This is a genomic window from Streptomyces triculaminicus, from assembly GCF_017349075.1.
Lineage (GTDB): Bacteria > Actinomycetota > Actinomycetes > Streptomycetales > Streptomycetaceae > Streptomyces > Streptomyces triculaminicus.
Genome location: NZ_JAFMOF010000001.1, coordinates 324,329 through 346,014, shown reverse-complemented (window position 1 = coordinate 346,014; position 21,686 = coordinate 324,329). Strand labels below are relative to the sequence as shown.

Here is a 21,686-nt window from a genome sequence, read left to right as displayed (position 1 = left end):
CTAGATCCGCAGGACGGGGAGCAGCTCGGCGCAGCCGGCGACGGCACGGGCGGCGCCCGTGGGGCGCCGGGGCGGGGGCCTCGGTCTGGGGAGCGCCAGGCGGGTGGCGCCCGGGCCGGTGACGGGGTCGGCGTGCGCGGCGGCGACGGCGACCTCGGCGCCCTTGAGGGGAACGTCCTGCTGGCGGCAGGTGCCGCCGGTGTCGGCGGCCTCGGCCCGGGGCCGGGCCTCGGGCCGGTCCTTGGGCGCGGCGGCCGCGGCGGTGGTGTGGGCGCGGGTCGCGGCGAGGGCGGACGTGCCCGCTGGCGCGTGGACGGCGGGGGAGACGCCGCACAGGGAGGGGGCGAAGACGGCGGCGATAAGGAGCAGGAGCACGGCGGCTGCCGTCGGACGGCGTCGCTGCGACACGCGCGCCCCTCCTTCCCCTCTGTCCTCGCCGGTCTCTTCCGCCCGGGGCGGGAGACGGCCTCCCATGCTACGGGCCGTACGACGAAGGCCCCCACCGATCGGTGGGGGCCTTCGACTGTCTGTGCGCCGCCAGGGACTCGAACCCCGGACCCGCTGATTAAGAGTCAGCTGCTCTAACCAACTGAGCTAGCGGCGCCTGCTGACAGAGAAAACTCTACCTGATGTCCGGGGGTGTTCCGAACCACCGGTCACGCCAGCCCCTCGGACCCCCGCTCCGCCCCGCGCCACGGGCTGTCGGGGCCCCGCCCTACAGGGTCAGCGACAGCAGCATCGGCGCGGCGTGGCGGTTCAGCGTGTCCGCCGCCTCGCGCAGCCGGTGGGCGTGCTCGAGCGGCAGGGACAGGACCAGCGAGCCCACCGAGCGGCCCGCGGTGATCGGGACGGCCGCGCAGACCGTGCCCACCGCGTACTCCTGGAGGTCGAGGACCGGGACGGTGGCGGGCTGGGCGGCCAGCCGGCTGAAGAGGACCTTCTCGTTGGTGATCGTGCGGGAGGTGAGGCGGGCGGTGCGGTGCCGGGAGAGGTGGTCGCGCCGGTCGTCCTGGTCGAGCTGGGTCAGCAGGCACTTGCCGAGCGCCGTGGCGTGGGCGGCGGAACGGAAGTCGACCCATTCGTTGACCTTGGGGGTGCGGGGCCCGTCCGCGTACTGCGTGATCCGGATCTCGCCGTCGACGTAGCTGCTGAGGTAGACGGCCGCGCCGACCCTGTCGCGCAGCGTGTGCAGGGATCGCTGGAGCTTGGCGGCCAGCGCCTGCTTGCGGTCGCCGCCCGAGCTCAGCAGGGCCAGCGCCTCGCCGGTGACGTACGCCCCGTCGCCGGTGCGCTCGACGTACTCCTCGCGGCGGAGCATCAGCAGCAGGTGGGCGAGGTGTCCGGCGGGCAGTCCGGTCTCCCGGACGATCTGCGCCTCGCTGACGCCGCCGGTGTACTTGGCGACCGTCTCCAGCACGCGCAGGGCGTACTGCACCGAGTGGAACGGTGCGGTCGGCTCGGGCCTGAGCGCCACGGTCTCCCCCTAGCGATGTTCCTGCGGGTGTCCCGCTCTCCACGATAAGGGTGAATCCGGCTTCCGGGAGGCGGTGTTGAACAGAATGAACGCCCCACCCGTACCCCTGTCCTGGGCTTTGCGACCTTGGCATATGCCTCCGTCCTCAGGGTGCCCGCCCGGGACCGCCGAGGCCCGCCGGGAATAATCGGAGAGAGGCTCCGGTTGTGGCCGCTCAGGGTGCGACGCCGCACCCCGGACAGCTCCTGTCCGCTCGGGCTCCTGCCCGATTCAGGTTCTTGCTCAATCAGGGAGGCGGGCCACCGTGGCCGACGTGCGGGACGACGACATCATCCGGGCCAAACCCCTCGGCAGCGCCCCCGTGGCCCTGTCGGTCCTCGACCTGGCCACGGTCGGCACCGGCCGGACCGCCCGGCAGGCGCTGCTCACCACGGTCGACCTCGCGCGCCTCGCCGAGCGGCGCGGCTACCACCGCTTCTGGGTCGCCGAACACCACTCGATGCCCGGGGTCGCCAGCTCCTCCCCGGCCGTCATCCTGGCGCACGTCGCCGCCCACACCGAGCGCATCCGCCTCGGCTCCGGCGGTGTGATGCTGCCCAACCACGCCCCGCTGGTGATCGCCGAGCAGTTCGGCACGCTCGAGGCCCTGGCCCCGGGCCGCATCGACCTCGGCCTCGGCCGGGCGCCGGGCACCGACGGCGCGACCGCGGCCGCGCTGCGTCGCCAGGACCGGATGCCGCAGGGCGCCGACGACTTCCCGGAGCAACTCTCCGAGCTGACCCGCTTCCTGGACGACGACTTCCCCGACGCCCACCCCTACGCCCGCATCCACGCCGTACCGGGGCCGATCCAGGGCCGGGTGCCCGGCGGGGTGCAGCGCGCCGACCGGCCCTCGATCTGGCTGCTCGGCTCCTCGGGCTTCAGCGCACGCCTGGCCGGGCTGCTCGGCCTGCCGTTCTCCTTCGCCCACCACTTCTCGGCGGCCAACACCCTGCCCGCCCTCGAGGTGTACCGCGAGTCCTTCCGGCCGTCCGCCGTCCTCGACCGCCCGTACGCCAAGATCGGCGTCCAGGCGTTCGCCGCGGACGACGCCAAGGAGGCCCGCCGCCAGGTCCTCACCGGCGCGCTGTCCATGCTCCGCCTGCGCACCGGGCGTCCGGGCCTGGTGCCCTCGCCTGAGGAGGCCGCCTCCTACGCGTACGGCCTGGCCGAGCAGGAGTTCGTCGCCGACTGGCTGCGCAACGTCGTCTTCGGCACGCCGGACGAGGTGCGCGAGCAACTGACCTCGCTGGCCGAGCGGACCGGCGTGGACGAGCTGATGATCACGACCAACGCCCACGGCCCGGAGGCGAGGCTGCACAGCTACGAGCTGATAGCCGACGCGTTCGGGCTCCCCGGCGGCGCGTAGCCGCGGGCGCCGGGGCCCCGCCCCGCCGGACGGACCGCCACGGGGGTGCGGCCCGGCCGGCGGGGCGCCGCGCCCTCGGGCCGTACGCCCCGGCTCCGGGTCGTACGCCCGCGCCTAGGGCCGTACGCCCGCGCCGAGCAGCGCGTCGATGCGTTCCGGCGGCACGGGGCGGGAGTAGAACCACCCCTGGCCCGTGTCGCAGCCGATCCGCCCCAGGCGCTCGGCCTGTTCCGCGCTCTCCACGCACTCGGCCGTGACGGTCAGGCCCAGCCGGTGCGCGAGCTGGACGAGCGCCTCGACGATCGTCTCGTCGGCGGGGTTGGGGTGTTCCTCGGTGCGGAAGCCGCGGACGAAGGAGCCGTCGAGCTTGAGGGTGGAGACGGGCAGGCGGCTGAGGTAGGCGAGGTTGGAGTAGCCGGTGCCGAAGTCGTCGATGGCGATGGCGACGCCCATGTCGCTCAGCGCCTGCAGCTGTTGCAGCGGCCGGCCCGCCGAGCCCATCACCGCCGACTCGGTGAGCTCCAGCTGGAGCAGGCGGGCCGGCAGCCCGGTCTCCGCCAGGATCGCCGCCACGTCCGCCACCAGGTCCGAGTCCCACACCTGACGCACCGCCACGTTCACGCTGACCAGGATCGGTTCGGCGGGGTGGTCCAGCTGCCAGCGCCGCGCCTGGCGGCAGGCGGTCGCCAGCACCCAGCGGCCGAGCGGCACGATGGCGCCCGTCTCCTCCGCCAGGCCGATGAAGCGGTTCGGCGCCAGCGTCCCCAACTGCGGGTGGTGCCAGCGCACCAGCGCCTCCACGCCCCGTACGACGCCGTCGTCCAGCCCCACCAGCGGCTGGTACTGCAGGGAGAACTCCTCCCGTTCGACCGCCGGGCGCAGGGTGCTGGAGAGGGCCTGCCGGGTCATCCGGTGGGCGTTGCGCTCGGGGTCGAAGAGCGTCCAGCGGGCCTTCCCGTCGGCCTTCGCCCAGTAGAGCGTGGTGTCGGCGGCCTGCATCAGCTCGGTGGCGTGCGTTCCGGCCGCCGGGCGCTCGACCACGCCGATGCTGGCCGAGACCGCCAGCCGCTGCCCCGCCACCTCGAACGGCCGGGCCAGCCTGGCCTGTACGGCCGCCGCGAGGTCCACCAGCTGCTCGGTGCCGGCGGACTCCTCGACCAGCAGCGCGAACTCGTCGCCGCCCAGCCGCGCCACCAGGTGGCCGCCGGGGGCCGCGCACTCGGTCAGACGTCTGGCCACCGCGACCAGCAGCCGGTCGCCGGCCCGGTGCCCGAGGGTGTCGTTGATGGCCTTGAAGCCGTCCAGGTCCAGGTAGCAGAGCCCGATCCGGCCGCCGCCGCCGCGCGACACGGAGGCGGCGGCCAGCGCGGCGGCCAGCCGCTCGAAGAACAGGCTGCGGTTGGGCAGCCGGGTCACCGGGTCGTGCATCCGCAGGTGGCGCAGCCGGGCGCGCAGATCGCGCCGGTCGGAGATGTCGGCCACCGACAGCAGCGCGTCGCGGCTGTCGGGCAGCGCGGTGACGGTCACCTCGGCCCACACCCCCTGTCCGTCCGGCTGCCGGAGTCTGCGGGTGCAGTGCAGCCGGTCGCGGCGGCCCAGCAGGACGTCGCGGTACGCGCTCCAGGTGCGGGAGTCCTCGCGCAGGCCGGTGAACTCGGCGGCGGGGGAGTCCTGGAGCCGGGCGGGGTCGGTGCCCAGGAGCGCGCCGAGGGCGTCGTTGGCGGTGCGTACGAGGCCGTCGCGGCCGACGACGGCCATACCGAGGCGCGCGGCTCGGAAGGCGGCGCGGAAATCATTCGAAGTGACGTGACGTTGCGTGACGACTGGCGGCGTCGTACCGGGCGTGCCGCCCTGGCCGTCGAGTGTTCCGCTCAACGTTCGCTCCCGCGTGGCATTCGTTCCGCACGGGTCCCGTGCGGGTCTTCATGAGTCTCGTACGCGTGGTGGAAAAGGCGGCAAATGGCCGACTGTAGGGGGATTCCGTGCTGGAAGTGTGGCGAGCATAGAGCCCGCGCAGGGACCGTTCCAGCGGCCCGGCCGTGAGGGGTGGAGCCGCAGGCGGGGGTCCGACCGTTTCTGCGCGTCTGTGCACATCCATGGGCGATCACGGTTGGAGCTGCATGGTTGCGTCTTCTCGATTGACCACATGTGACCGTGTGTGATGTACCCAGAAGTCGGCTTAGTCACTCGACTGGGGTAGTGAAACGGGGCATAACACCGCAAATAACAAGAGGGTGGGTGAGGTCTCCCGATTCCGTCCCCGGAGGTCGACGTGGTGCGTCCGCTGACACCCATGGGAGTGGACCGGCCGCGGCCGCGCCGCGTCGAGCGGTCCCGGCTGCAGCGCGCGGGTGCCGTACTCACCAGCCTGTGCGCGATCGCCACCAGCCTCGCCGCCGCCCCGGCGCACGCGACCGGTCCCGGCGGCCCCTGCGCGCTGCCGCGCAGCCAGGCCCACCATTCCGAGGGCGTCGACTCCTGGAACACGGACTATCCCCGGCCCGTGGGCCGGCTCGACGCCGTCATGGTCTTCCTGTCGTTCCCCGACTCCAAGCCGAGCGTCTCCCCCGAACGGCTCGCCGCCGACCACTTCCCCGGCACGTCCCGCTTCTTCGAGCGGGCGTCCTACGGGCGGTTCACCCTGCGCGCCCACCCGCTGAAGCGGTGGTTCCAGATGCCCCGGCCCTCCGGGGACTACCACATACAGCGCGACTGGGACGGCGAACAGCGCTCCGCCTACCTGCGGGACGCCATCGCCGCCGTGGACAAGGACGTGAACTTCCGGCGCTACAACCTCGTCTACCTCGTCGCCGACCCCGACGCCCCGGGCGTCGACTCCGACGCGACCAAGGTCGTCAACCTCGAGGAGCCCATCGCCGTCGACGGCACGGAGCTGCACCGCGTCGTCACGGTCTTCGAGCACCACCCGCCGGACCGCAACGTCCTCGCCCACGAGACGGGGCACGTCCTGGACCTGCCCGACCTCTACCACCGGCCGACCGACGGCAAGGGCGACTGGGACACCCACGTCGGCGACTGGGACCTCATGGGCAGCCAGTTCGGGCTGGCCTCGGACCCCTTCGGCTGGCACAAGTGGAAGCTGGGCTGGCTCGGCCCCCGCCAGGTCGAGTGCGTCAGCCGCTCCGGCGGCTCGGCGCACGTCATCCAGCCGCTCGAGGCCCCGATGCGCCCGGGCACGGACGGGCGCACCCGCATGGTGGTGGCCCGCACCGGGGTGACCAGCGCGATCGTCGTCGAGGCGCGGGGCGCCTCCGGCAACGACGCCGCCACCTGCACCGAGGGCGTACTGGTCTACCGGGTGCGCAGCGACACCGCCTCGGGCGGCGGGCCGGTCCAGGTGCTGGACGGGCATCCGGGCACCCACGCCTGCTGGGGCGAGTCGGTCTACCCGCCGCTGGCCGACGCGCCGCTGGTGACGGGCGAGTCGCTGAGCGCGGACGGGGTACGGGTGGACGTGGTGGGGCACACGGTGACCGGGGCGTGGAAGGTACGGGTGACCCGGAGGTGAATCCTCCGCGGCGTGCCGGAGCCCGGACATGACGAAGGCCCTCACCAGTGGTGAGGGCCTTCGTCTGTCGGTGCGCCGCCAGGGACTCGAACCCCGGACCCGCTGATTAAGAGTCAGCTGCTCTAACCAACTGAGCTAGCGGCGCCTGCTGACGTGGAAGACTTTAGCACCCCGGTCCGGTGGAAAGAAAATCCGTATGTTTCAGCCCGCCGCAGGGGTGGGTACAGGGGTCGCCCGCGCGGCCCGTACACAGGCCCACAGCAGGACGTCCGCCGCCGGGAGCCAGGGACTGCGGCCGTCCGGGACGACCAGCCAGCGGCTGGCGGGCGGGGTGGGCTCGAGCCCCGCGGGCGGCGGGCAGAGCGGCGGGACGGTCACGGCGTCGCCCGTGCCGTAGGAGAGCAGCGGCGGCGGTGCCGTCCGGCCTTCGCCTCCCCACTCCTCCCAGGCCAGCAGCGCGGGCAGCCGCTGGGCCGTGCCGGGCGCGGCGAACAGCAGGAGCCGGCCGCGCTGCGCCGCGACCGGGCCCGAGCCGGGGCCCGCCGGCGACCACAGGCGGTCGAGCATCCGGCGGCCGAACAGCATCGGGGCGTCGATCACGTCGAACGCCGTGCCGCAGGGCAGGATGACCGTGGCCAGCGGGTCCTCGGCCCACAGGGCGTGGACGCTGTGCGGGAAGCGGCTGGCGGAGGCCAGCCAGTCGGCCCCGGCGAGCGGGACGTGGGGGCGGCGGGCCGGGGGCGGACGGGACGCGGATCGTGCGGCCAGGTGGTCATGGCCCTATGGTCGGCGGCCCGGCGGGGTGCGCCCGGGGGAGTTCGGGGAATTCGGGACAGGGCCGCGGGGGGTGCGCTACGGTGCGCCCCCGCATATGCCAACGGCCCATGATCGAAGATCATGGGCCGCGTCGGATCAGTCGCGGGCGCTGCTGCCGCGCAGCAGGTCACGGCCGAACTCGACCATCTTCTTCGTGTAGTCCTCGCTCCACTCGGCATGCTCGGCGATGACGGCCGTCGGCAGTCTGTCGAAACGCCGGGGATCGGCGAGCTGAGCCGCCGCCACCGCCTGGTACTCCGTCGCCCGGTCCGCTGCCGCGCGGAAGGCCAGTGCCAGCTCGGTGGAGCGGGACAGCAGCTCACGCGGGTCCTCGATCGACTCGAGGTCGAAGAAGTGCTCCGGATCGGCGACGGCCTCGGGTGGCTCGAAGAGCAGCTGCGCGGGCTTCAGGCGGCGCGGAGCACTGTCCTGCGCGCCGGGAGCCTGCTTCGGCTCGCACATGTACATACCTCCAGAATCGTCTGCACCGTCATCCATTGTCCTGCCGCGCGCAAGTGCGCCCCCGCGCCACGGCCCCCTCACGGCCGCCAGGGGACGCGGTGCTCGGCCAGGTGGGCCAGGACCGCGTGGTTGGCCTCCCACCCGTCCGGGAACTTCACCGTCACCCCCAGCTGCACCGGTTCCGTGGCGGGGTGGTCGTCCAGCAGGCGGTCGACGCCCGCCCGGCAGACCACCACGCACGCGTGCCGGTGCCGCGAGGCCAGGACGCACAGGCGGCCGGTCTCCAGGTGGAACGCCGTCGCGTCGGGGCGGCCCGACAGGGGGTGGAGCACGACCGTGACGTCGAATTCGCGCCCCTGGAGCCGGTTCGCCGTGTCCACCGTGACCCCGGCCACGCCGAGCTCCGCAAGGGCCGCGCGGACGGCCGCGGCCTGGTCGCGGTGGGCCGTGCCCACCGCGATCCGCTCCGCCGTCAGCGGGGCCGGATCCGGCGCGCTCTCGCTCGTCACGGCCCCGCCGCGGTCCAGCAGCCGCCGGACGACGTGCGCGACCGCGCCCACCGCCTCCGGGTCCGTACGGGGCGTGTGGCGCGCGGGCAGCTCCAGCAGGCCCCACCCCGACTCCGCCGCCTCGTCCAGCACCCGGTCCGGTCCGGAGCCGTCCGAGCGCACCGCGAAGGCGAGCCGCCGGTCGCCGTGGCCGGTGCCGCTGCGGAAGGGCGTGTACGGATAGAAGGCGTCCGAGACCAGCGGCGCGGCGGAGGCGGGCAGCCGCCAGGAGACCGGCAGCCGGTGCTGGGGAAGCCCGGGGTTGTGGGCGAGCAGGGTGCTGACCGCGCTCGCCGACGGGTCGTACGACAGCCCCGCCCACTGCTCCGCGCCGACCACGCTGAAGGGGTCGAGCTGCCCCGGGTCGCCCACGAACAGCGCCCGTTCGAAGAGCCCGGCCACGGCCAGCAGCGCGTCCGAGCGCATCTGGTACGCCTCGTCGACGATGGCGTGGCCCCATGGCTCGGCGATCTTGGTGTGCGCCCACTTGGCGGCCGTGGAGACCACGACGTCCAGCCCGGCGAGATCGGCGGCCTTCGCCGAGGTGACGACGGAGTCCAGCGCGTCGAGGGCAGGGTCGTAGGCGCGGCGCTCGCTGCTGTGCAGCCGGCCGACCGGCAGGTCGGGGTCCTGCTTGGCCAGGCGCAGCACGAGGTCGTCGACCTGGGCGTTGGTCTGGGCGACGATCATCAGCGGGCGCCCGGCGGCGGCCAGCTCCCGGGCCGCCCGGACGACCAGTGTCGACTTCCCTGCGCCGGGCGGGGAGTCCACGACGACGCCGCGGTGCGGGCCGTGCAGGGTGTCGCGCAGGATCGCGTCCGTGGCCTCGGCAGCCGCCCGGCCGGGGTCGAAGGCGCGCCCGCGCTCCATGCGTACGGTCACAGGTGGTCCTCCGCGGTCACCGGGTCGGGGGCCTCGGCCGCGGCGGCCGGCGGGCCGCCGTGGGTCCAGGGCGTCTGCTCGGGCTCGGGCAGCTCGGGGCCGCCCCTGGGGGCGTGCTCGAAGAGGGTCCAGCACACCTGGTCCCCCGGCTCGGGCACGGAGCCCGCCTCCGGGGTCTTGCCGCGCCCCATGCCTCCGGTCAGCCGTACGGTCAGGGTGCCGTCCGGGCCGTGGGAGACGAACTCCGCGGGCTGGGACCTGCCGTCCGGCAGCGCGCGGTGCAGCTTCACGCCGTCGGCGACGTGCGGGGCGTCCTGGGTGCGGAGGGTCACCAGCGGGCGCGGACGCGGAATCTTCGCTTCCGAATACTCCATCACCACCTCGGCGACCGGCCCGGCGAAGGCCTCACCGGCCAGCCGCCGCCCGGCCATCACCAGCGGATCGTCGAGCGCCTCCTGCGCGTCGAGCTGGGCCTGCGCGGTCTCGCGGGCGGCCAGCTTGCGGGCCGCCGTCACGGCGTCGTCCCGCCGCGGCTGCGGGGGCTCCCCGGCGCGGACGCGGTCGCGGTGCGCGGTGTACGACCAGCGGTCGCGCTTCCAGCGCTCGCCGACGCGGGCGCCCTCGGGCAGGGCGCGCAGCAGGTCGATGCCCTGCCAGACGGCGTCCCAGGTGGGCCGCAGCTGCCCCTCCAGGAGGTCGCGTATCTCCCGCTCGGCGTCGGCCAGCGCCCGGTGCGCCGCCGCGAACCGGTGCGGCGACGCCTGGAGGACGTCCGCGCGGGCCCGGTCGTAGCGGGCGATGGCCGGGGCCAGCCGCTTGTTGTCGAAGACCGGGTCGGTGGCGGGGCCCGCGGGCGGGTGGGCCGGCAGGCCCTCCGCGTCGCGGGCCAGCTCCGCCCGCAGGGCGGCCGCAGCGCCCGACGTCCCCTCCGGCGGGTCGATCCAGGCCAGCAGGGCCCCCAGGTGCTGGTCCTCGAGGACGCTCTGGCCGGTGGCCCAGTGGCGGCCCAGCACCTGGGTCATCGCCAGCAGCAGCGACGAGCCGGGGACGCGCGAGCGCTCCCCGAAGTGCGTCAGCCAGCGCCCGAGCAGCGGCACCCGAGGGGGAGCCGGATGCGGCGCGTCGGGGTCCTGTTCGGCGGTGCGGCGGAAGCGCATCGAACGGCCGAGCAGCCGGACGTACTCCACGCCCGCCGCGCTCGGCACCACCACCTGCGGGGCGTCCGCGCACAGCTCGACCTCGACCGGCACCTTCTTGCCCGTCGTCGGGTCGGTCTCCTTGCGCTCCTCGCGTTCGACGGCGTCGGCGCACTCCTCGATGCGGGGCAGCATGGCGTCGGCCAGCTCCGCGAGGAACGCCGAGCGCAGGTCGCGGTCGCGCGGCTGGGCCACGACGAGCAGGCGGGGGGCGTCCCGCTCGGTGCCCACGAGCGCCCCGAGCGGAGCACCGGCCTCGCCCGCGGTGGTCAGCGGCACGAACACCAGCGGCCGGTCGGAGACATGGCGGTGCCGCACGGTGGCCAGCGGCCGGGCCCGCCCGTCCCGCGCGGCCTCCAGCCGGGCGAGGGTGTCGATCAGGGACATGACGCCGCTCCCGCCGTCTCCAGCGACTCCGCCCGCAGCCGTGCCGCGCGGCGCAGCGCGGCGACCGCCGGATCGCCGGGGTCGCCGGCCTCGCCGGCCGCCGCGGCGAGGACCGCCTCGATCGTGCTCAGACCGCCGAGCTCGGCGCGCAGCGCGCGGCCCAGGGTCTGCACCGCGTCCGCCGCCCGGGACCGGGCGCGGCAGTGGAAGGCCAGCTCGCACGCCGCCAGGCACTCGGGGGCGTACGCCGCGCCGACGGCGTCGACCGCGGCGGCGAGCTCGTCGGCCGGCCGGGTGGGCGTCCGCCCGTCGTCGGCCAGGCAGAGGTCGAAGGTCGTGCCGTGGGGGAGGCCGTCGGCGATGTCGGCGACGCCCGTCAGCCGGTCCAGCTGACGGCGTGTCGTGGCGACCTGCTTGCGGAGGTCGACGAGGGCGGCGTCGGGGAGGTTGGAGAAGTTCTTCGGGCAGACCAGCAGCGCGCTGTGGCGGACCGAGGCGCCGTCGCCGATGCGCTCGGCGACGGGCTCCAGGGCCAGCGCGTACACCGCCGCCTGGCGGGCGGCCGCCCCCACCTTCGCCGCGTCGGCCGCGCCGTCGACCATGGCGAAGGACTTGATCTCCACGACCGTCCAGCCGCCGTCGGGGTGGACCACGACGGCGTCCGGCTCCAGGTACGCGGGCGTGCCGGCCACGGACAGGGCCAGCATGGGGTGGTCCAGCAGCGCCCACCGGCCGGCGGCCGTGGCCTCGCGCAGGGCGAGGGCGGTGCGGGCCGTGCGCCCCTCGGGCCCGGAGGCGGCGAGGTCCGGCGTGTCGACGCCGCCCGGTCCGGGCGGCGGGGGCGAGCCGTCGCCGAGCCGCTCGCACAGCAGGCGGATCAGCTCCGTGCCGCCGTCGTCCTTCGCGCGGGCCTCGAAGGCGTGGCCGCGCACGAACGCGAACTGGGACTGTCCGAACGTCGCCGGCGAGCCGAGCGCCCGGGCCAGGGCCGCCTTGTCGACGCCGGCGCCGTCGAGCAGGGCCCGGCGGTGGCAGCCGGGGTTCGCGGCCAGCGCCGCGAGCGCGCGGGCGTCGAGCGGCAGCGGTGCGACGGCCGGGCCGCGCAGCTCAGCGAGCCGCTGTCGCAGCGCCGTCGGTGCGGCTGTCTCCGGCCTCGCCCCGGGCCGGCTGACGGGGGATCTGGTCACTGGCGTCCGCCTCGCGAAGTCTCTCCGGCGCTCCCGGACGGCCGGCTCCGGCCGGGGAGCCGGGGGAGGACGTCCGGACGAGCGCAGTACCCGCCGCAGTCTCGCACCCGCCACTGACAATCGCGGGCGTCCCGGCGGTTTCCGCGGGCGCGGCGCCGGCGAAGCGGGTCCGGATCCGGTCGGCGAGGCGCACCGCGGGCCGCGAGAGCAGGAAGCCCGCGCCCATCACGGCGACGCCGGCGACGGCGTCGAGGAAGTAGTGGTTGGCGGTGCCCATCACCACGAGGGCGATGGCGAGCGGGTAGGCCACGCCCGCGACCTTCGTCCAGGTGGCGCGGCCGTGGCGCCAGAGCGCCACCCCGCACCACAGGGCCCAGCCGACGTGCAGGCTCGGCATGGCCGCGTACTGGTTGGTGAGCCCGCCCAGACCGCGCGGGGCGCTGGCGTCGCGGCCCCACCAGCCGTACGCGGAGTACTGGTGCATCGTGTCCACGAAGCCCTGGGCGTCGTCGAGGAGGCGGGGCGGGCAGGTGGGCAGCAGGGTGAAGCCGATGAGGCCGATGAGGGTGGAGATCATCAGCCAGGTCCGCATCCGGCGGTAGTGGTCGGGGCGGCGTCGGAAGAGCCAGACCAGCAGCGCGGGAGTGAGGAGGTAATGCAGGGCGGCGTACGCGAAGTCCGCGGGTATGCCGATCGCCGGATGGCTGGTGAACAGACGGTTGAGCGGGTGCTCGAAGTCTATTCGGAACGTTTTTTCAAGATCGAGAATGCCGAGGCCGTGATCCACGGCCGACTGCACATCTCCCCTGACCAGGAGCCGGCCCGCCGTGTACAGCCCGTACACCACGGCTATCAGTGGCAGTTCGGTCCACCAGCGCGGCCGCTTCCCGAGTGGTGCGGTGCGGTACATCCGGACGGCTCTCCATTTGTTCAGGCGGCCAACAAGCGCGCTTGCAACCGTACGGTGTACGCCACATTGCGCGCACACCGCCCCGGGACTTTCCCGGAACCCCGAGGCGGCGGGAGGGGAGACGCCGTCGCTGGCCAGAGGGTTGCCTGAGAGTGAAGTGAGTGATGATGGGGGCTGGACGGAACCGACGTCACGCCGGAACTGTCGCGAAAGTCACCGAAATCTTGTGAAGGGGCCCTCGCCATGGCACCGCGCATCCTGCTGGCCCGGCACGGACAGACGCAGTGGTCGCTGTCCGGGAAGCACACCGGCCGCACGGACATCCCGCTGCTCGACGAGGGCCGGCGCGGCGCCAAGCTGCTCGGCGAGCGCCTGCACCGCGCGCCGTGGAACGCCCTGCCGGACGTCGAGGTGCGCACCAGCCCGCTCGTGCGCGCCAAGGAGACGTGCGAGCTGGCCGGCTTCGGGGACCGGGCGAGCGACTGGGACGCCCTGATGGAGTGGGACTACGGCGCCTACGAGGGCATGACGCCCGCCGAGATCAAGGCGGGCCGCCCGGACTGGCTCATCTGGCGCGACGGCGTCCCCGAGGGCGAGACGCGCGAGCAGGTCGCCGCCCGCGCCGACGAGGTCGTCGAGTGGGCCCGCTCGGCCGACCGCGACGTCCTGGTCTTCGCGCACGGCCACATCCTGCGCACGATCGTGGCCCGCTGGCTGGGCGAGGACCTCTTCTTCGGCTCCCGCATCCGCCTCGACCCGACGTCCCTGTCCGTCCTGGGCTGGGCCTACGGCGCCCCCGCGCTGGTGCGCCTGAACGACACCGGCCACCTCGGCTGACGCACCGCCGGCCCCGCCGGCGCCCGCCTACCCGGCCTGCGCGGCGGGCCGGTGGCGGGCCAGGAAGCCCGCCACCACCGGCTCCGCCGCGTGCCGGCGCAACTGCCGCGCCGTGGCGGTCAGCATGGTGCGGACCCGGGACGAGCGGACCTCCTCCAGCAGGTCCAGCGCCCGGCACCCGGCGGCCGCCGCCTCGTCCGGGGCGCCGCCGCGGGCCAGGTCGCCCGCCAGCTGGGCGGTGTAGAGGGCGATGTTCCGCGCGAAGTGCGGGTCCTGCAGGTCCACCGCCCGCTCCGCGTGCTCCGCCGCGCGCCGCCAGTCGCCGAGGGCGGACCAGCACTGGGCCTCCAGGCCCTCCAGCTCCGCCTCGCCGAAGAAGGTCATCCACTCCGGGTCCGCGTCGTCCGGCCCCCGCCCGAACAACGTGCGCGCGCGCAGCAGCGCCTCCTCGCACGCCGCCCGGTCCTCCAGCCGCGCCCAGCCGCCGGCCTCCCGCAGGGCCAGCAGGGACATCAGCCGCGCCGAGCCCAGCCGCCGGCCGGCCCGCTGCGCGGCCTGTGCGGCGCGCACCGCCTCGCGGGGCCGCCCCGCGTCCCGGGCGAGGAAGGCTGTGTTGCAGAAGGCGTGCGCCTCCAGCGCCGCGTCGCCCGCCACCCGGGCGGTCGCCAGCGCCTCCGCGTAGTGCGAGCGCGCGTCGGGGAAGCGGCCCGAGTCATGGGCCAGCCAGCCCACCGAGATGGCGAGCTCGCCCGCCCCCGCGTGCAGCCGGTCGGCCACCGACCGCCGCCGCGTCTGCGCGTCGAGCAGCGCGTAGGCCGCCTTCAGCGGGCGGCCGGCGCGCCGGTAGAGGCCGTCGGCGCCGTGCCGGTCGTCGAGTACCCGGATCTGCCGGACCGCCTGCTCGACGGCGCAGGCCTCGGGCTCTCCCGCGCGGCGCGGGCCCGGGGTGCCGGGGGCGGCGCCCAGGGAGGCGGCGGCCATGGCGGCCGTGCCGGAGGTCATGAACGCGCGACGCAACACGTCGCTCTCCTTGTTGCTGTCGAAGTTGCTGCCGGAGCCTCGTGCGAAGGCCCCGTCCGCCCCGGGAGAGGCCCCGGGGGAGGTACGGCTTTCGGCGGGGCTCTCGGTTTGCCCGGGCAGCGCGGAACCCTTTTTGCGCGCCCCCCGTCCACGCACCGTTTCGCGCGGTGCGAAGCCCATGTCCACCGGCTCGAGGCCGGGGAACATGTGCCGGAACACCCGCTCGTAGGCGTAGTTGGGGCAGCGGATCTCGCCCGACTCGACACGCCCGACATAGCGCGCGTCGCAGGAGACGTGCTCGCTGATCTCGCGGCCCGCCCGCCGCACCGCCGCCGCGAACTCCCCTGGTGAGCGCTGTCCGCGCAGTTCCCGGAAGGCGGTGTTGGGGCGTGCTGACGAGGACGCGCGGTGCGACGCCATGGCGGACCCTCTCCCTGGCGAGCCGCCCCGGGGGCAACCCGCGGGGCGGGCGGCTGTGCTTGCCGTGTGGCGTGACGACCGTACCGGCTGTGGCGGGGCGACTACGCCGGGTTTGCCTACAAACGGGATATCCCACCTGTCATCCGCCATGAACTGCCATCCTTTGGCGCGGCATGGCGCCGTAGCCGTTGACGCCCACGGCCGTTGAACCCTCCGAGCGTGAGCGCGCTCGACGCGGAGTGGCACTGGCGTGAGGAGGGTTTCCCGTGGCGGAGGCCGGAGTGGACATCGGCGGCGGCTCACGGACGACGGCGCCGCACCGGCCGCGTCAGGACCACGGCCCCTCCCCCAGCCCGACGCGGGCCGCCGCCGAGGACGGCCGGCCGTGCGACCTCGTCACCGTCCCCTCCCGGCAGGGCCTCGAGGCGGTCGACATCCTCCGGCTGCGCGACGGCGTCGGGCCCGTGCTGCACGACGGCGAGGGCGACACCCTCGGCTTCCTCGTCCCGCCCGGCACCGCCGACCGCTGGGACGTGCCGGGCAGCGCCTGCACCCAGACCTACGGGCGCGGGCCGCACCCGGCGGTCGGCATGCCGCCCGTCAAGGGCACCGGCTGGCTCGTCGCGCCCGACGCCGCCTACGCCTGGGCCACCGACCCGGCCGTGCTGCGCGCCGCCCTCGGCGAGGCCGCCCGCACGATCGAGGCCGTCGACCGCTGCCGCTGAGGCACCCGTTCCGCCGGGCCGCCGCCGCGGCCGGAGCGCCGCGCGCCACCGGCGATACTTGACGGGTGGCGAAAGGCAAGCAGAAACCAGGTCGCGGGCGCACCGCGGAGGCGGTGACCGCGCGGGTCGACGGCGGTCTCGCCGAGCTCGTACCCGACCGCGACCGCCCCCGCGGCCGCACCCTGCTCATCGACGGGGCCCCGCAGTCCCATGTGGACCTCGACGACCCGGCCTACCTCGATTTCGCCTACCAGCGCAGGCTCGGCCACATCGCCGACCTCGTCGCGCCGCCCGGCAGACCGGTCCAGGTCCTGCACCTGGGCGGCGGCGCCTTCACGCTCGCCCGCTACGTCGCCGCCACCCGCCCCCGCTCCACCCAGCAGATCGTCGAGATCGACGCCCCGCTGGTGGCGTTCGTCCGCGCCGAGCTGCCCCTGGAGAGCACCTGGCGCGTCCGGGTGCGCGGCGGCGACGCCCGCGAGGGGCTCGGCAAGCTGCCGGACGGCTGGGCGGACCTGATCATCGCGGACGTCTTCAGCGGCGCCCGCACGCCCGCCCACCTGACCAGCACCGAGTTCGCGGCCGAGGTCCGCCGGGTGCTGCGCCCCGGCGGCTTCTACGCCGCCAACCTCGCCGACGGGCCGCCGCTCGCCTACGTCAAGGCGCAGATCGCGACCGTGGGGACCGTCTTTCCCGAACTGTGCCTGACCGCCGACCCGGCCGTCCTGCGCGGGCGCCGCTTCGGCAACGCCGTGCTGCTGGCCTCCGACCGCGAGCTGCCCGTCGCCGAGCTGACACGGCGGGCCGCCACCGACCCCCACCAGGGCCGGGTCGAACACGGCCGCGCCCTCGCCGACTTCACCGGCGGCGCGGCGCCCGTCAGCGACGTCGACGCCCGCCCCTCCCCGGCCCCGCCGCCCTCCGTCTTCGAGTGACGGCCGCCTCAGCTCGGCGTCAGCCGGCCGGTCCGGGCCACCCGGGCGTACCAGCGGGCGCTCGACTTGGGCGTACGGGCCAGCGTCGCGTAGTCGACGTACACCGCGCCGAAGCGCTTGCTGTAGCCGTACGCCCACTCGAAGTTGTCCAGCAGCGACCAGAGGAAGTAGCCGCGCACGTCGGCCCCGTCGCCGAGGGCGCGCAGCACCGCGTCGAGGTGGGCGTGCAGGTACGCGATGCGCTCGGGGTCGTGCACCGCCCCGTCCGCGTCCGGCTTGTCGTCGTAGGCGGCGCCGTTCTCGGTGATGATCAGCGGCAGTCCGGGCGCCTCGCGGGTGAAGCGCATCAGCAGGTCGTACAGGCCCGTGGGGTCCACCGCCCAGTCCATCGCGGTGCGTTTGCCCGGGGGCCGGTGGAACGCCACCCGGCCGGCGCCCGGCCAGGGCGAACGCCCGCCCGCACCGTGCCCGTCGGACCGGTCGGGCCGATTGTCAGTGGCGGCTGATACCACTGTAGGCGCGTAGTAGTTGATGCCCAGCGCGTCGAGGGGGTGCTTGACGATGTCCGTGTCGCCGTCCCGCACGAACGACCAGTCGGTGATCGGCTCGGTGTCGGAGATCAGATCCGCGGGGTACGCACCGCGCAGCATGGGCTCGGTGAAGATACGGGTGGCGAGGGCGTCGACGCGCCGCTGAGCGTCCAGGTCGCCCGGCGCGGGGGTACGGGCCCGCACGGCGGCGGGGTTGAGGGCGACGGACAGCCGGGCGTCCGCCGGCAGGACGGTGCGGAGCGCCTGGGCGCCGAGGCCGTGCGCCAGGTTGAGGTGGTGGGCGGCGCGCAGCGCGGCCTCGTCGTCCGTGCGGCCCGGCGCGTGGACCCCGGCGGCATAGCCGAGGAAGGCGCTGCACCAGGGCTCGTTGAGCGTGGTCCACAGCCCGACCCGGTCGCCCAGCGCCTCGCCGACCAGCAGCGCGTAGTCGGCGAAGCGGTGTGCCGTCTCGCGCGCGGGCCAGCCGCCCGCGTCCTCCAGCTCCTGGGGCAGGTCCCAGTGATAGAGCGTCAGCATCGGTTGGATGCCCCGGGCCAGGAGGTCGTCGACGAGCGCGCGGTAGAAGTCCAGTCCGCCGCGGGAGGCGGGCCCCCGGCCGGTGGGCTGCACGCGCGGCCAGGAGACGGAGAAGCGGTACGCGCCCAGCCCCAGCTCCGCCATGAGCCGGACGTCCTCCTCGCGGCGGTGGTAGTGGCCGGTGGCCGTGTCGCCGGTGTCGCCGCCCAGCACCCGGCCGGGGGTGCGGGAGAACGTGTCCCAGATGGAGGGGGTCCGGCCGTCCTCTCGGGCCGCGCCCTCGACCTGGTAGGCGGCGGTCGCGGCGCCCCACAGGAAGCCGGTCGGAAAGGTCACGGTCATGGTCGCTCCCGAAGAGGTGAGAGGAAGGGGAGGGGAGAGAGTGGACGGATCAGCCTTTGACCGCGCCCCGCATGATGCCGCCGACGATCTGGCGGCCGAAGAGGGCGAAGGCCAGCAGCAGCGGCAGGGTGCCCAGCAGCGCCCCGGCCATGACCACGGCCTGGTCGGGCACATAGCCCCGGCCGAGCCCGGTGAGCGCCACCTGCACGGTCGGGTTCTCCTGGGTCAGCGCGATCACGGGCCAGAAGAAGTCGTTCCACGCCTGGACGAAGGAGAGCATCCCCAGCACGGCCATCGCCGGCCGGGCGACGGGGAAGACGATGTGCCACACCACGCGCCAGCTGCTCGCGCCGTCCGTCCGGGCCGCCTCGATCAGCTCGGTGGGCAGCGCCTCCACGAGGTACTGCCGCATGAAGAAGACCCCGAACGCGCTGACCAGCGTGGGCAGCACCACGGTCTGCAGCCGGTCGGTCCAGCCCAGGCCGGCGACCACCATGAACAGCGGGACGACACTGAGCTGCGGCGGCACCATCATCGTGCCGACGGTCAGCGACAGCAGGACGTTCTTCAGCCGGAACCGCAGCTTGGCGAAGGCGAAGCCGGCGATCGTGCAGAAGAGCACTGTGCCGAGCGCGACCGTCCCGGCCACGAGCGTGGTGTTGAACAGCGCGAGCCCCATGTTGGCGTCGCTCCACGCCGTGCCCAGGTTCTCTCCGAGACGGTCCCCGAACCACAGCGGCGGCGGGGTGCGGGCCAGCCGGGCGTTGTAACGCGAGGCGGCGACGGCCGTCCAGACGAGGGGGAACAGCGAGCCCGCGGTGAACAGCGCCAGCACCGCGTAGCCGACCGGCCCGGCGCGCAGCGGCCGTCCCGCACGGGGTGGCATCGCCATGGGCTCCTCTCACCGGTCCTTCCGCAGCCGGCGCGCGATCAGCACGTTGACCGCGGCCACGAGCAGCAGAAGGAGGAACATGCTCCAGGCGACGGCCGAGGCCCGCCCGAGGTGGTAGTAGAACCAGCCCTGCTCGTAGAGGTAGAGCCCGAGCGTCTGGAACTGGTGCGAGGCGCCGCCCTTCTGGCCGCCCGCCCCGCCGAACAGCAGGGGCTCGCCGAAGAGCTGGGTCGCCCCGATCGTCGAGACCACGACGGTGAAGAGGATCGTCGGCCGCAGCGCCGGAACGGTGATGTGCAGGAACTGCCGCCCGCGCGACGCCCCGTCCAGCGCCGCCGACTCGTACAGCTCGTCGGGCACCGCCTGCATGGCGGCGAGATAGATGAGCGCGTTGTAGCCCGTCCACCGCCAGATCACGATCGAGGAGACCGCGCACCGCGAGCTCCAGGTGCCGTTCTGCCAGTCGACCGGGCCGACGCCCAGGGTGCCCAGGGCCCAGTTCACCAGGCCGTAGTCGCGCCCGTAGAGCAGGACGAAGACCAGGGTGGCGGCGGCGACCGAGGTGGCGTACGGGGTCAGCAGCGCGACCCGCCAGAACGTCGCGGCGCGCAGCCGGTAGTGGAGCAGATGGGCCAGGCCCAGGGCCATCAGCAGCTGGGGGACGGTGGAGAGGACCCCGATGGTGACGGTGTTGCGCAGCGCGTTCCAGAAGAAGTCGTTGTCGAGCAGCCGGAGGTAGTTGTGCGCACCCACCCACACCATGCGGTCCGGGGCGGTCAGCTCCACCCGGTGCAGCGAGGCCCAGCCCGTATAGAGGAGAGGGAAGAGCCCGAACGCGGCGAAGAAGGCGAAGAACGGCGCGACGAACGCGTACGGGCTGTAGCGCAGGTCCCAGCGGTAGAGGCGGCTGCGCCAGGCGGCCGGGCGGTCCCGGTCGCGGCCGGCGGGGCCCGCTTCCGCCCCCTCCACCGCCGTGGTCGTGGCGGTCACTCGTCCACCGCGTTCTTGATCTCCTTCTGCGCCGCCGCCCAGCCGGCCGCGGGGGACCTGCCCTGTTGTTCGACCTGGGCGATGCCGATGTCGGTGAACGCCGTGCCGATCTGCTGCTCCCCCGGGCCGAAGACCAGCAGGGGCACCGACCGGGCGGCCGTGGTGAAGATCCGCCCGATGGGGGCGTCGCCGAAGTAGGGGTTCCGCGCGTCCCTGACCGCGGGCATGGCGTACGAGGCCGGGGTGGAGGGGATGCTCGCCTGCCGTTCGAAGAGCCGGGCCTGCTGGGCGGGGGCGGTCAGCCAGACGGCCAGCTCGATCGCGGCCGCCTTGTGCCGGGCGGCCTTCGGGACCGTGACGAAGGAGCCGCCCCAGTTGGCGGGCCGGGGGGCCGCGGCCACGTCCCACGCGCCCCGGCCGGCGGCGCCCGACTTCTCCTTGATGTAGCCGAGCATCCAGGGCGGGCAGGCGACGGTGGCGAAGCGGCCGTTCGCGAAGGCCTGGTCCCAGGGCTTCTCGAACTGCTTGAGGCGGGCCGTCAGCCCGGCGCGCACCGCCTGCACGGCCAGGTCCCAGGACGTTCTGACCGCGGGGGAGTCCATGTAGACGGGCCGGCCGGAGCGGTCGTGGTAGCGCTCGGGATAGGCGTGGACCGAGGCGTTGTAGATGCCGGCCGCCGAGTCGGTGAAGACCGTGCCGGCCGGGGCCCGGCGGGCGTAGGCCTTGCCGGTGTCGATGTACTTCTGCCAGTCGCCGGCCCACAGCCGGCCGACCGCCTCCCGGTCGGTGGGCAGCCCGGCCCGCCGGAAGAGGTCCTTTCTGTAGCACAGGGCGATCGGCCCGATGTCCGTGCCGAGGCCGATGGTCCGGCCGTCGGGCGTGGTGGCCTGTGCCCACTTCCACGGCAGCCAGTCCGCCCGCCGGACGCCCTTCGCCCGGGACAGGTCCTCGAAGAGGCGGCCCTGGGCGGCCGCCACTTCGTGGACGTTGCCCACCTCCATGGCCTGGATATCGGCGAGCCCGCTGCCGGCCGCGAGGTGGGTGAGCAGCTGCGGGTAGTAGGCGTCGTTGCGCTCGATGACGCTTTCCTTGACGACGACGTCCGGGTGCAGCCGCTCGTACTCCTCGTAGAGCCCGGCCTGGCGGTAGCCGAAGACACCGAAGGTGCCGATGGTGACCGTGGTCCGCCGGTGGTGCCCGGCGTCGTCGTCACTGCCGTCCCGGGCGCAGCCGTCGAGCACGCTCACGACGAGGAGGAGCGCGGCGGCGGCCGCGAGGACCAGCGCCCGGCGTCGGTAGGGACCGCTCGGCCAGGCCGGGGTCACCTCTCGACGTTGACGTTCTCAGCCTGCGGTCCCTTCGGTCCCTGGGTGACGTCGTAGCTGACGCTGTCGCCCTCGTGCAGTTCTCGGAAGCCGGTGGTTTGGATGGCGGAGAAGTGGACGAACACATCCGGACCGCCATCGTCCTGCTGGATGAAGCCGAAGCCCTTGTCGGCGTTGAACCACTTCACTTTGCCCGTTGCCATCGATCATGACCCTTCGTCCGGTGTCGGCACCTGAGCATTCCCCGGACCGACGCCGAACTTCCCCTGGCCGCGCCGTGCATCACCCGTGAGGGCTACAAAACGATAAGAGCCCGGTCCGCTTACGCGAACCG

General features: G+C 74.4%; 19 protein-coding genes, 2 tRNA genes and 1 pseudogene. 5 read left to right on the top strand and 17 right to left on the bottom strand.

The window, feature by feature from the left end; all coding sequences use genetic code 11:
- The 3 genes from J1792_RS01670 to J1792_RS01660 form a co-directional block, all read right to left on the bottom strand.
- Positions 1-408 (bottom strand): hypothetical protein, encoded by a 408-nt coding sequence (locus J1792_RS01670; protein WP_207246545.1) that lies wholly within the window; start codon positions 406-408, stop codon positions 1-3.
- A 122-nt stretch (positions 409-530) separates the two neighbouring features.
- Positions 531-604, bottom strand: a tRNA-Lys gene (locus J1792_RS01665).
- A gap of 111 nt (positions 605-715) precedes the next feature.
- The gene (locus J1792_RS01660; RefSeq protein ID WP_207246544.1) at positions 716-1,474 is read right to left on the bottom strand and encodes an IclR family transcriptional regulator; all 759 of its coding nucleotides are present in this window, start codon (positions 1,472-1,474) and stop codon (positions 716-718) included.
- Between the two features lie 304 nt (positions 1,475-1,778).
- Here J1792_RS01660 and J1792_RS01655 point away from each other — a divergent pair, with 304 nt between their 5' ends.
- On the top strand, positions 1,779-2,882 hold the full coding sequence (locus J1792_RS01655) for an LLM class flavin-dependent oxidoreductase (RefSeq protein ID WP_207246543.1): 1,104 nt from the start codon (positions 1,779-1,781) through the stop codon (positions 2,880-2,882).
- A 114-nt stretch (positions 2,883-2,996) separates the two neighbouring features.
- Here the strand turns inward: J1792_RS01655 and J1792_RS01650 are convergent, their stop codons facing one another.
- A complete protein-coding gene (locus J1792_RS01650) occupies positions 2,997-4,757 on the bottom strand; it encodes a putative bifunctional diguanylate cyclase/phosphodiesterase (RefSeq protein WP_207246542.1) in 1,761 nt (586 codons plus the stop codon).
- Positions 4,758-5,175: 418 nt separating this feature from the next.
- On the opposite strand from J1792_RS01650, the gene J1792_RS01645 reads away from it, so the two are divergent.
- Positions 5,176-6,411, top strand: a complete 1,236-nt coding sequence (locus J1792_RS01645) for a M6 family metalloprotease domain-containing protein (protein WP_207246541.1) — start codon at positions 5,176-5,178, stop codon at positions 6,409-6,411.
- A 71-nt stretch (positions 6,412-6,482) separates the two neighbouring features.
- Here J1792_RS01645 and J1792_RS01640 read toward each other — a convergent pair.
- The 7 genes and pseudogenes from J1792_RS01640 to J1792_RS01610 form a co-directional block, all read right to left on the bottom strand.
- Positions 6,483-6,556: transfer RNA gene (locus J1792_RS01640), tRNA-Lys, on the bottom strand.
- Positions 6,547-7,179: pseudogene (locus J1792_RS01635) on the bottom strand (bifunctional DNA primase/polymerase). The gene J1792_RS01640 and the pseudogene J1792_RS01635 overlap by 10 nt, the downstream one beginning before the upstream one ends.
- Positions 7,180-7,323: 144 nt before the next feature.
- Positions 7,324-7,689: a DUF8844 domain-containing protein gene (locus tag J1792_RS01630; protein ID WP_207246540.1), complete on the bottom strand. Its 366-nt coding sequence runs from the start codon at positions 7,687-7,689 to the stop codon at positions 7,324-7,326.
- Between the two features lie 77 nt (positions 7,690-7,766).
- Positions 7,767-9,107 carry an AAA domain-containing protein gene (locus tag J1792_RS01625; RefSeq protein ID WP_207247062.1) on the bottom strand — a complete coding sequence of 447 codons (1,341 nt, stop codon included), beginning with the start codon at positions 9,105-9,107 and terminating at the stop codon, positions 7,767-7,769.
- An 8-nt stretch (positions 9,108-9,115) separates the two neighbouring features.
- Complete coding sequence (locus J1792_RS01620; protein WP_207246539.1) at positions 9,116-10,702, bottom strand: hypothetical protein; 1,587 nt, start codon at positions 10,700-10,702, stop codon at positions 9,116-9,118.
- Positions 10,693-11,889 (bottom strand): hypothetical protein, encoded by a 1,197-nt coding sequence (locus J1792_RS01615; RefSeq protein ID WP_086573815.1) that lies wholly within the window; start codon positions 11,887-11,889, stop codon positions 10,693-10,695. Before J1792_RS01615 ends, J1792_RS01620 begins: the two co-directional genes overlap by 10 nt.
- The gene (locus J1792_RS01610) at positions 11,810-12,799 is read right to left on the bottom strand and encodes a phosphatase PAP2 family protein (RefSeq protein WP_086573816.1); all 990 of its coding nucleotides are present in this window, start codon (positions 12,797-12,799) and stop codon (positions 11,810-11,812) included. The genes J1792_RS01615 and J1792_RS01610 overlap by 80 nt, the downstream gene beginning before the upstream one ends.
- Before the next feature lie 243 nt (positions 12,800-13,042).
- Here J1792_RS01610 and J1792_RS01605 point away from each other — a divergent pair, with 243 nt between their 5' ends.
- Entirely contained in the window at positions 13,043-13,636 is a 594-nt protein-coding gene (locus J1792_RS01605) for a histidine phosphatase family protein (protein WP_086573818.1), read from the top strand.
- A 27-nt stretch (positions 13,637-13,663) separates the two neighbouring features.
- On the opposite strand, the gene J1792_RS01600 is transcribed toward J1792_RS01605, so the two are convergent.
- Positions 13,664-15,076 (bottom strand): tetratricopeptide repeat protein, encoded by a 1,413-nt coding sequence (locus J1792_RS01600; protein ID WP_086573819.1) that lies wholly within the window; start codon positions 15,074-15,076, stop codon positions 13,664-13,666.
- A gap of 266 nt (positions 15,077-15,342) precedes the next feature.
- Between J1792_RS01600 and J1792_RS01595 the strand changes: the two genes are divergently transcribed.
- Together J1792_RS01595 and J1792_RS01590 are read left to right on the top strand one after the other, a co-directional pair.
- On the top strand, positions 15,343-15,801 hold the full coding sequence (locus J1792_RS01595) for a hypothetical protein (protein ID WP_086573821.1): 459 nt from the start codon (positions 15,343-15,345) through the stop codon (positions 15,799-15,801).
- 65 nt (positions 15,802-15,866) lie between these two features.
- Positions 15,867-16,736: a spermidine synthase gene (locus tag J1792_RS01590; protein ID WP_207246538.1), complete on the top strand. Its 870-nt coding sequence runs from the start codon at positions 15,867-15,869 to the stop codon at positions 16,734-16,736.
- An 8-nt stretch (positions 16,737-16,744) separates the two neighbouring features.
- On the opposite strand, the gene J1792_RS01585 is transcribed toward J1792_RS01590, so the two are convergent.
- From J1792_RS01585 to J1792_RS01565, 5 genes are read right to left on the bottom strand one after another with little or no spacing between them, the layout of a single operon-like run.
- Entirely contained in the window at positions 16,745-18,145 is a 1,401-nt protein-coding gene (locus tag J1792_RS01585) for a GH1 family beta-glucosidase (protein WP_207246537.1), read from the bottom strand.
- A 49-nt stretch (positions 18,146-18,194) separates the two neighbouring features.
- Positions 18,195-19,037, bottom strand: a complete 843-nt coding sequence (locus J1792_RS01580) for a carbohydrate ABC transporter permease (RefSeq protein WP_086573825.1) — start codon at positions 19,035-19,037, stop codon at positions 18,195-18,197.
- A gap of 9 nt (positions 19,038-19,046) precedes the next feature.
- Entirely contained in the window at positions 19,047-20,027 is a 981-nt protein-coding gene (locus J1792_RS01575) for a carbohydrate ABC transporter permease (RefSeq protein WP_086573827.1), read from the bottom strand.
- The gene (locus tag J1792_RS01570) at positions 20,024-21,352 is read right to left on the bottom strand and encodes an ABC transporter substrate-binding protein (RefSeq protein ID WP_086573828.1); all 1,329 of its coding nucleotides are present in this window, start codon (positions 21,350-21,352) and stop codon (positions 20,024-20,026) included. The genes J1792_RS01575 and J1792_RS01570 overlap by 4 nt, the downstream gene beginning before the upstream one ends.
- Positions 21,349-21,555 (bottom strand): cold-shock protein, encoded by a 207-nt coding sequence (locus tag J1792_RS01565; RefSeq protein ID WP_086573830.1) that lies wholly within the window; start codon positions 21,553-21,555, stop codon positions 21,349-21,351. The genes J1792_RS01570 and J1792_RS01565 overlap by 4 nt, the downstream gene beginning before the upstream one ends.
- Between the last annotated feature and the right edge of the window lie 131 nt (positions 21,556-21,686).

What these genes read in the sequence shown, in the direction of transcription:
- J1792_RS01630 (WP_207246540.1), bottom strand. Translation starts at nt 7,689, where the DNA reads ATGTGCGAGCCGAAGCAGGCTCCCGGCGCGCAGGACAGTGCTCCGCGC.
- J1792_RS01605 (WP_086573818.1), top strand. Translation starts at nt 13,043, where the DNA reads ATGGCACCGCGCATCCTGCTGGCCCGGCACGGACAGACGCAGTGGTCG.
- J1792_RS01645 (WP_207246541.1), top strand. Translation starts at nt 5,176, where the DNA reads ATGGGAGTGGACCGGCCGCGGCCGCGCCGCGTCGAGCGGTCCCGGCTG.
- J1792_RS01585 (WP_207246537.1), bottom strand. Translation starts at nt 18,145, where the DNA reads ATGACCGTGACCTTTCCGACCGGCTTCCTGTGGGGCGCCGCGACCGCC.
- J1792_RS01610 (WP_086573816.1), bottom strand. Translation starts at nt 12,799, where the DNA reads ATGTACCGCACCGCACCACTCGGGAAGCGGCCGCGCTGGTGGACCGAA.
- J1792_RS01600 (WP_086573819.1), bottom strand. Translation starts at nt 15,076, where the DNA reads ATGGCGTCGCACCGCGCGTCCTCGTCAGCACGCCCCAACACCGCCTTC.
- J1792_RS01580 (WP_086573825.1), bottom strand. Translation starts at nt 19,037, where the DNA reads ATGGCGATGCCACCCCGTGCGGGACGGCCGCTGCGCGCCGGGCCGGTC.
- J1792_RS01625 (WP_207247062.1), bottom strand. Translation starts at nt 9,107, where the DNA reads ATGGAGCGCGGGCGCGCCTTCGACCCCGGCCGGGCGGCTGCCGAGGCC.
- J1792_RS01620 (WP_207246539.1), bottom strand. Translation starts at nt 10,702, where the DNA reads ATGTCCCTGATCGACACCCTCGCCCGGCTGGAGGCCGCGCGGGACGGG.
- J1792_RS01565 (WP_086573830.1), bottom strand. Translation starts at nt 21,555, where the DNA reads ATGGCAACGGGCAAAGTGAAGTGGTTCAACGCCGACAAGGGCTTCGGC.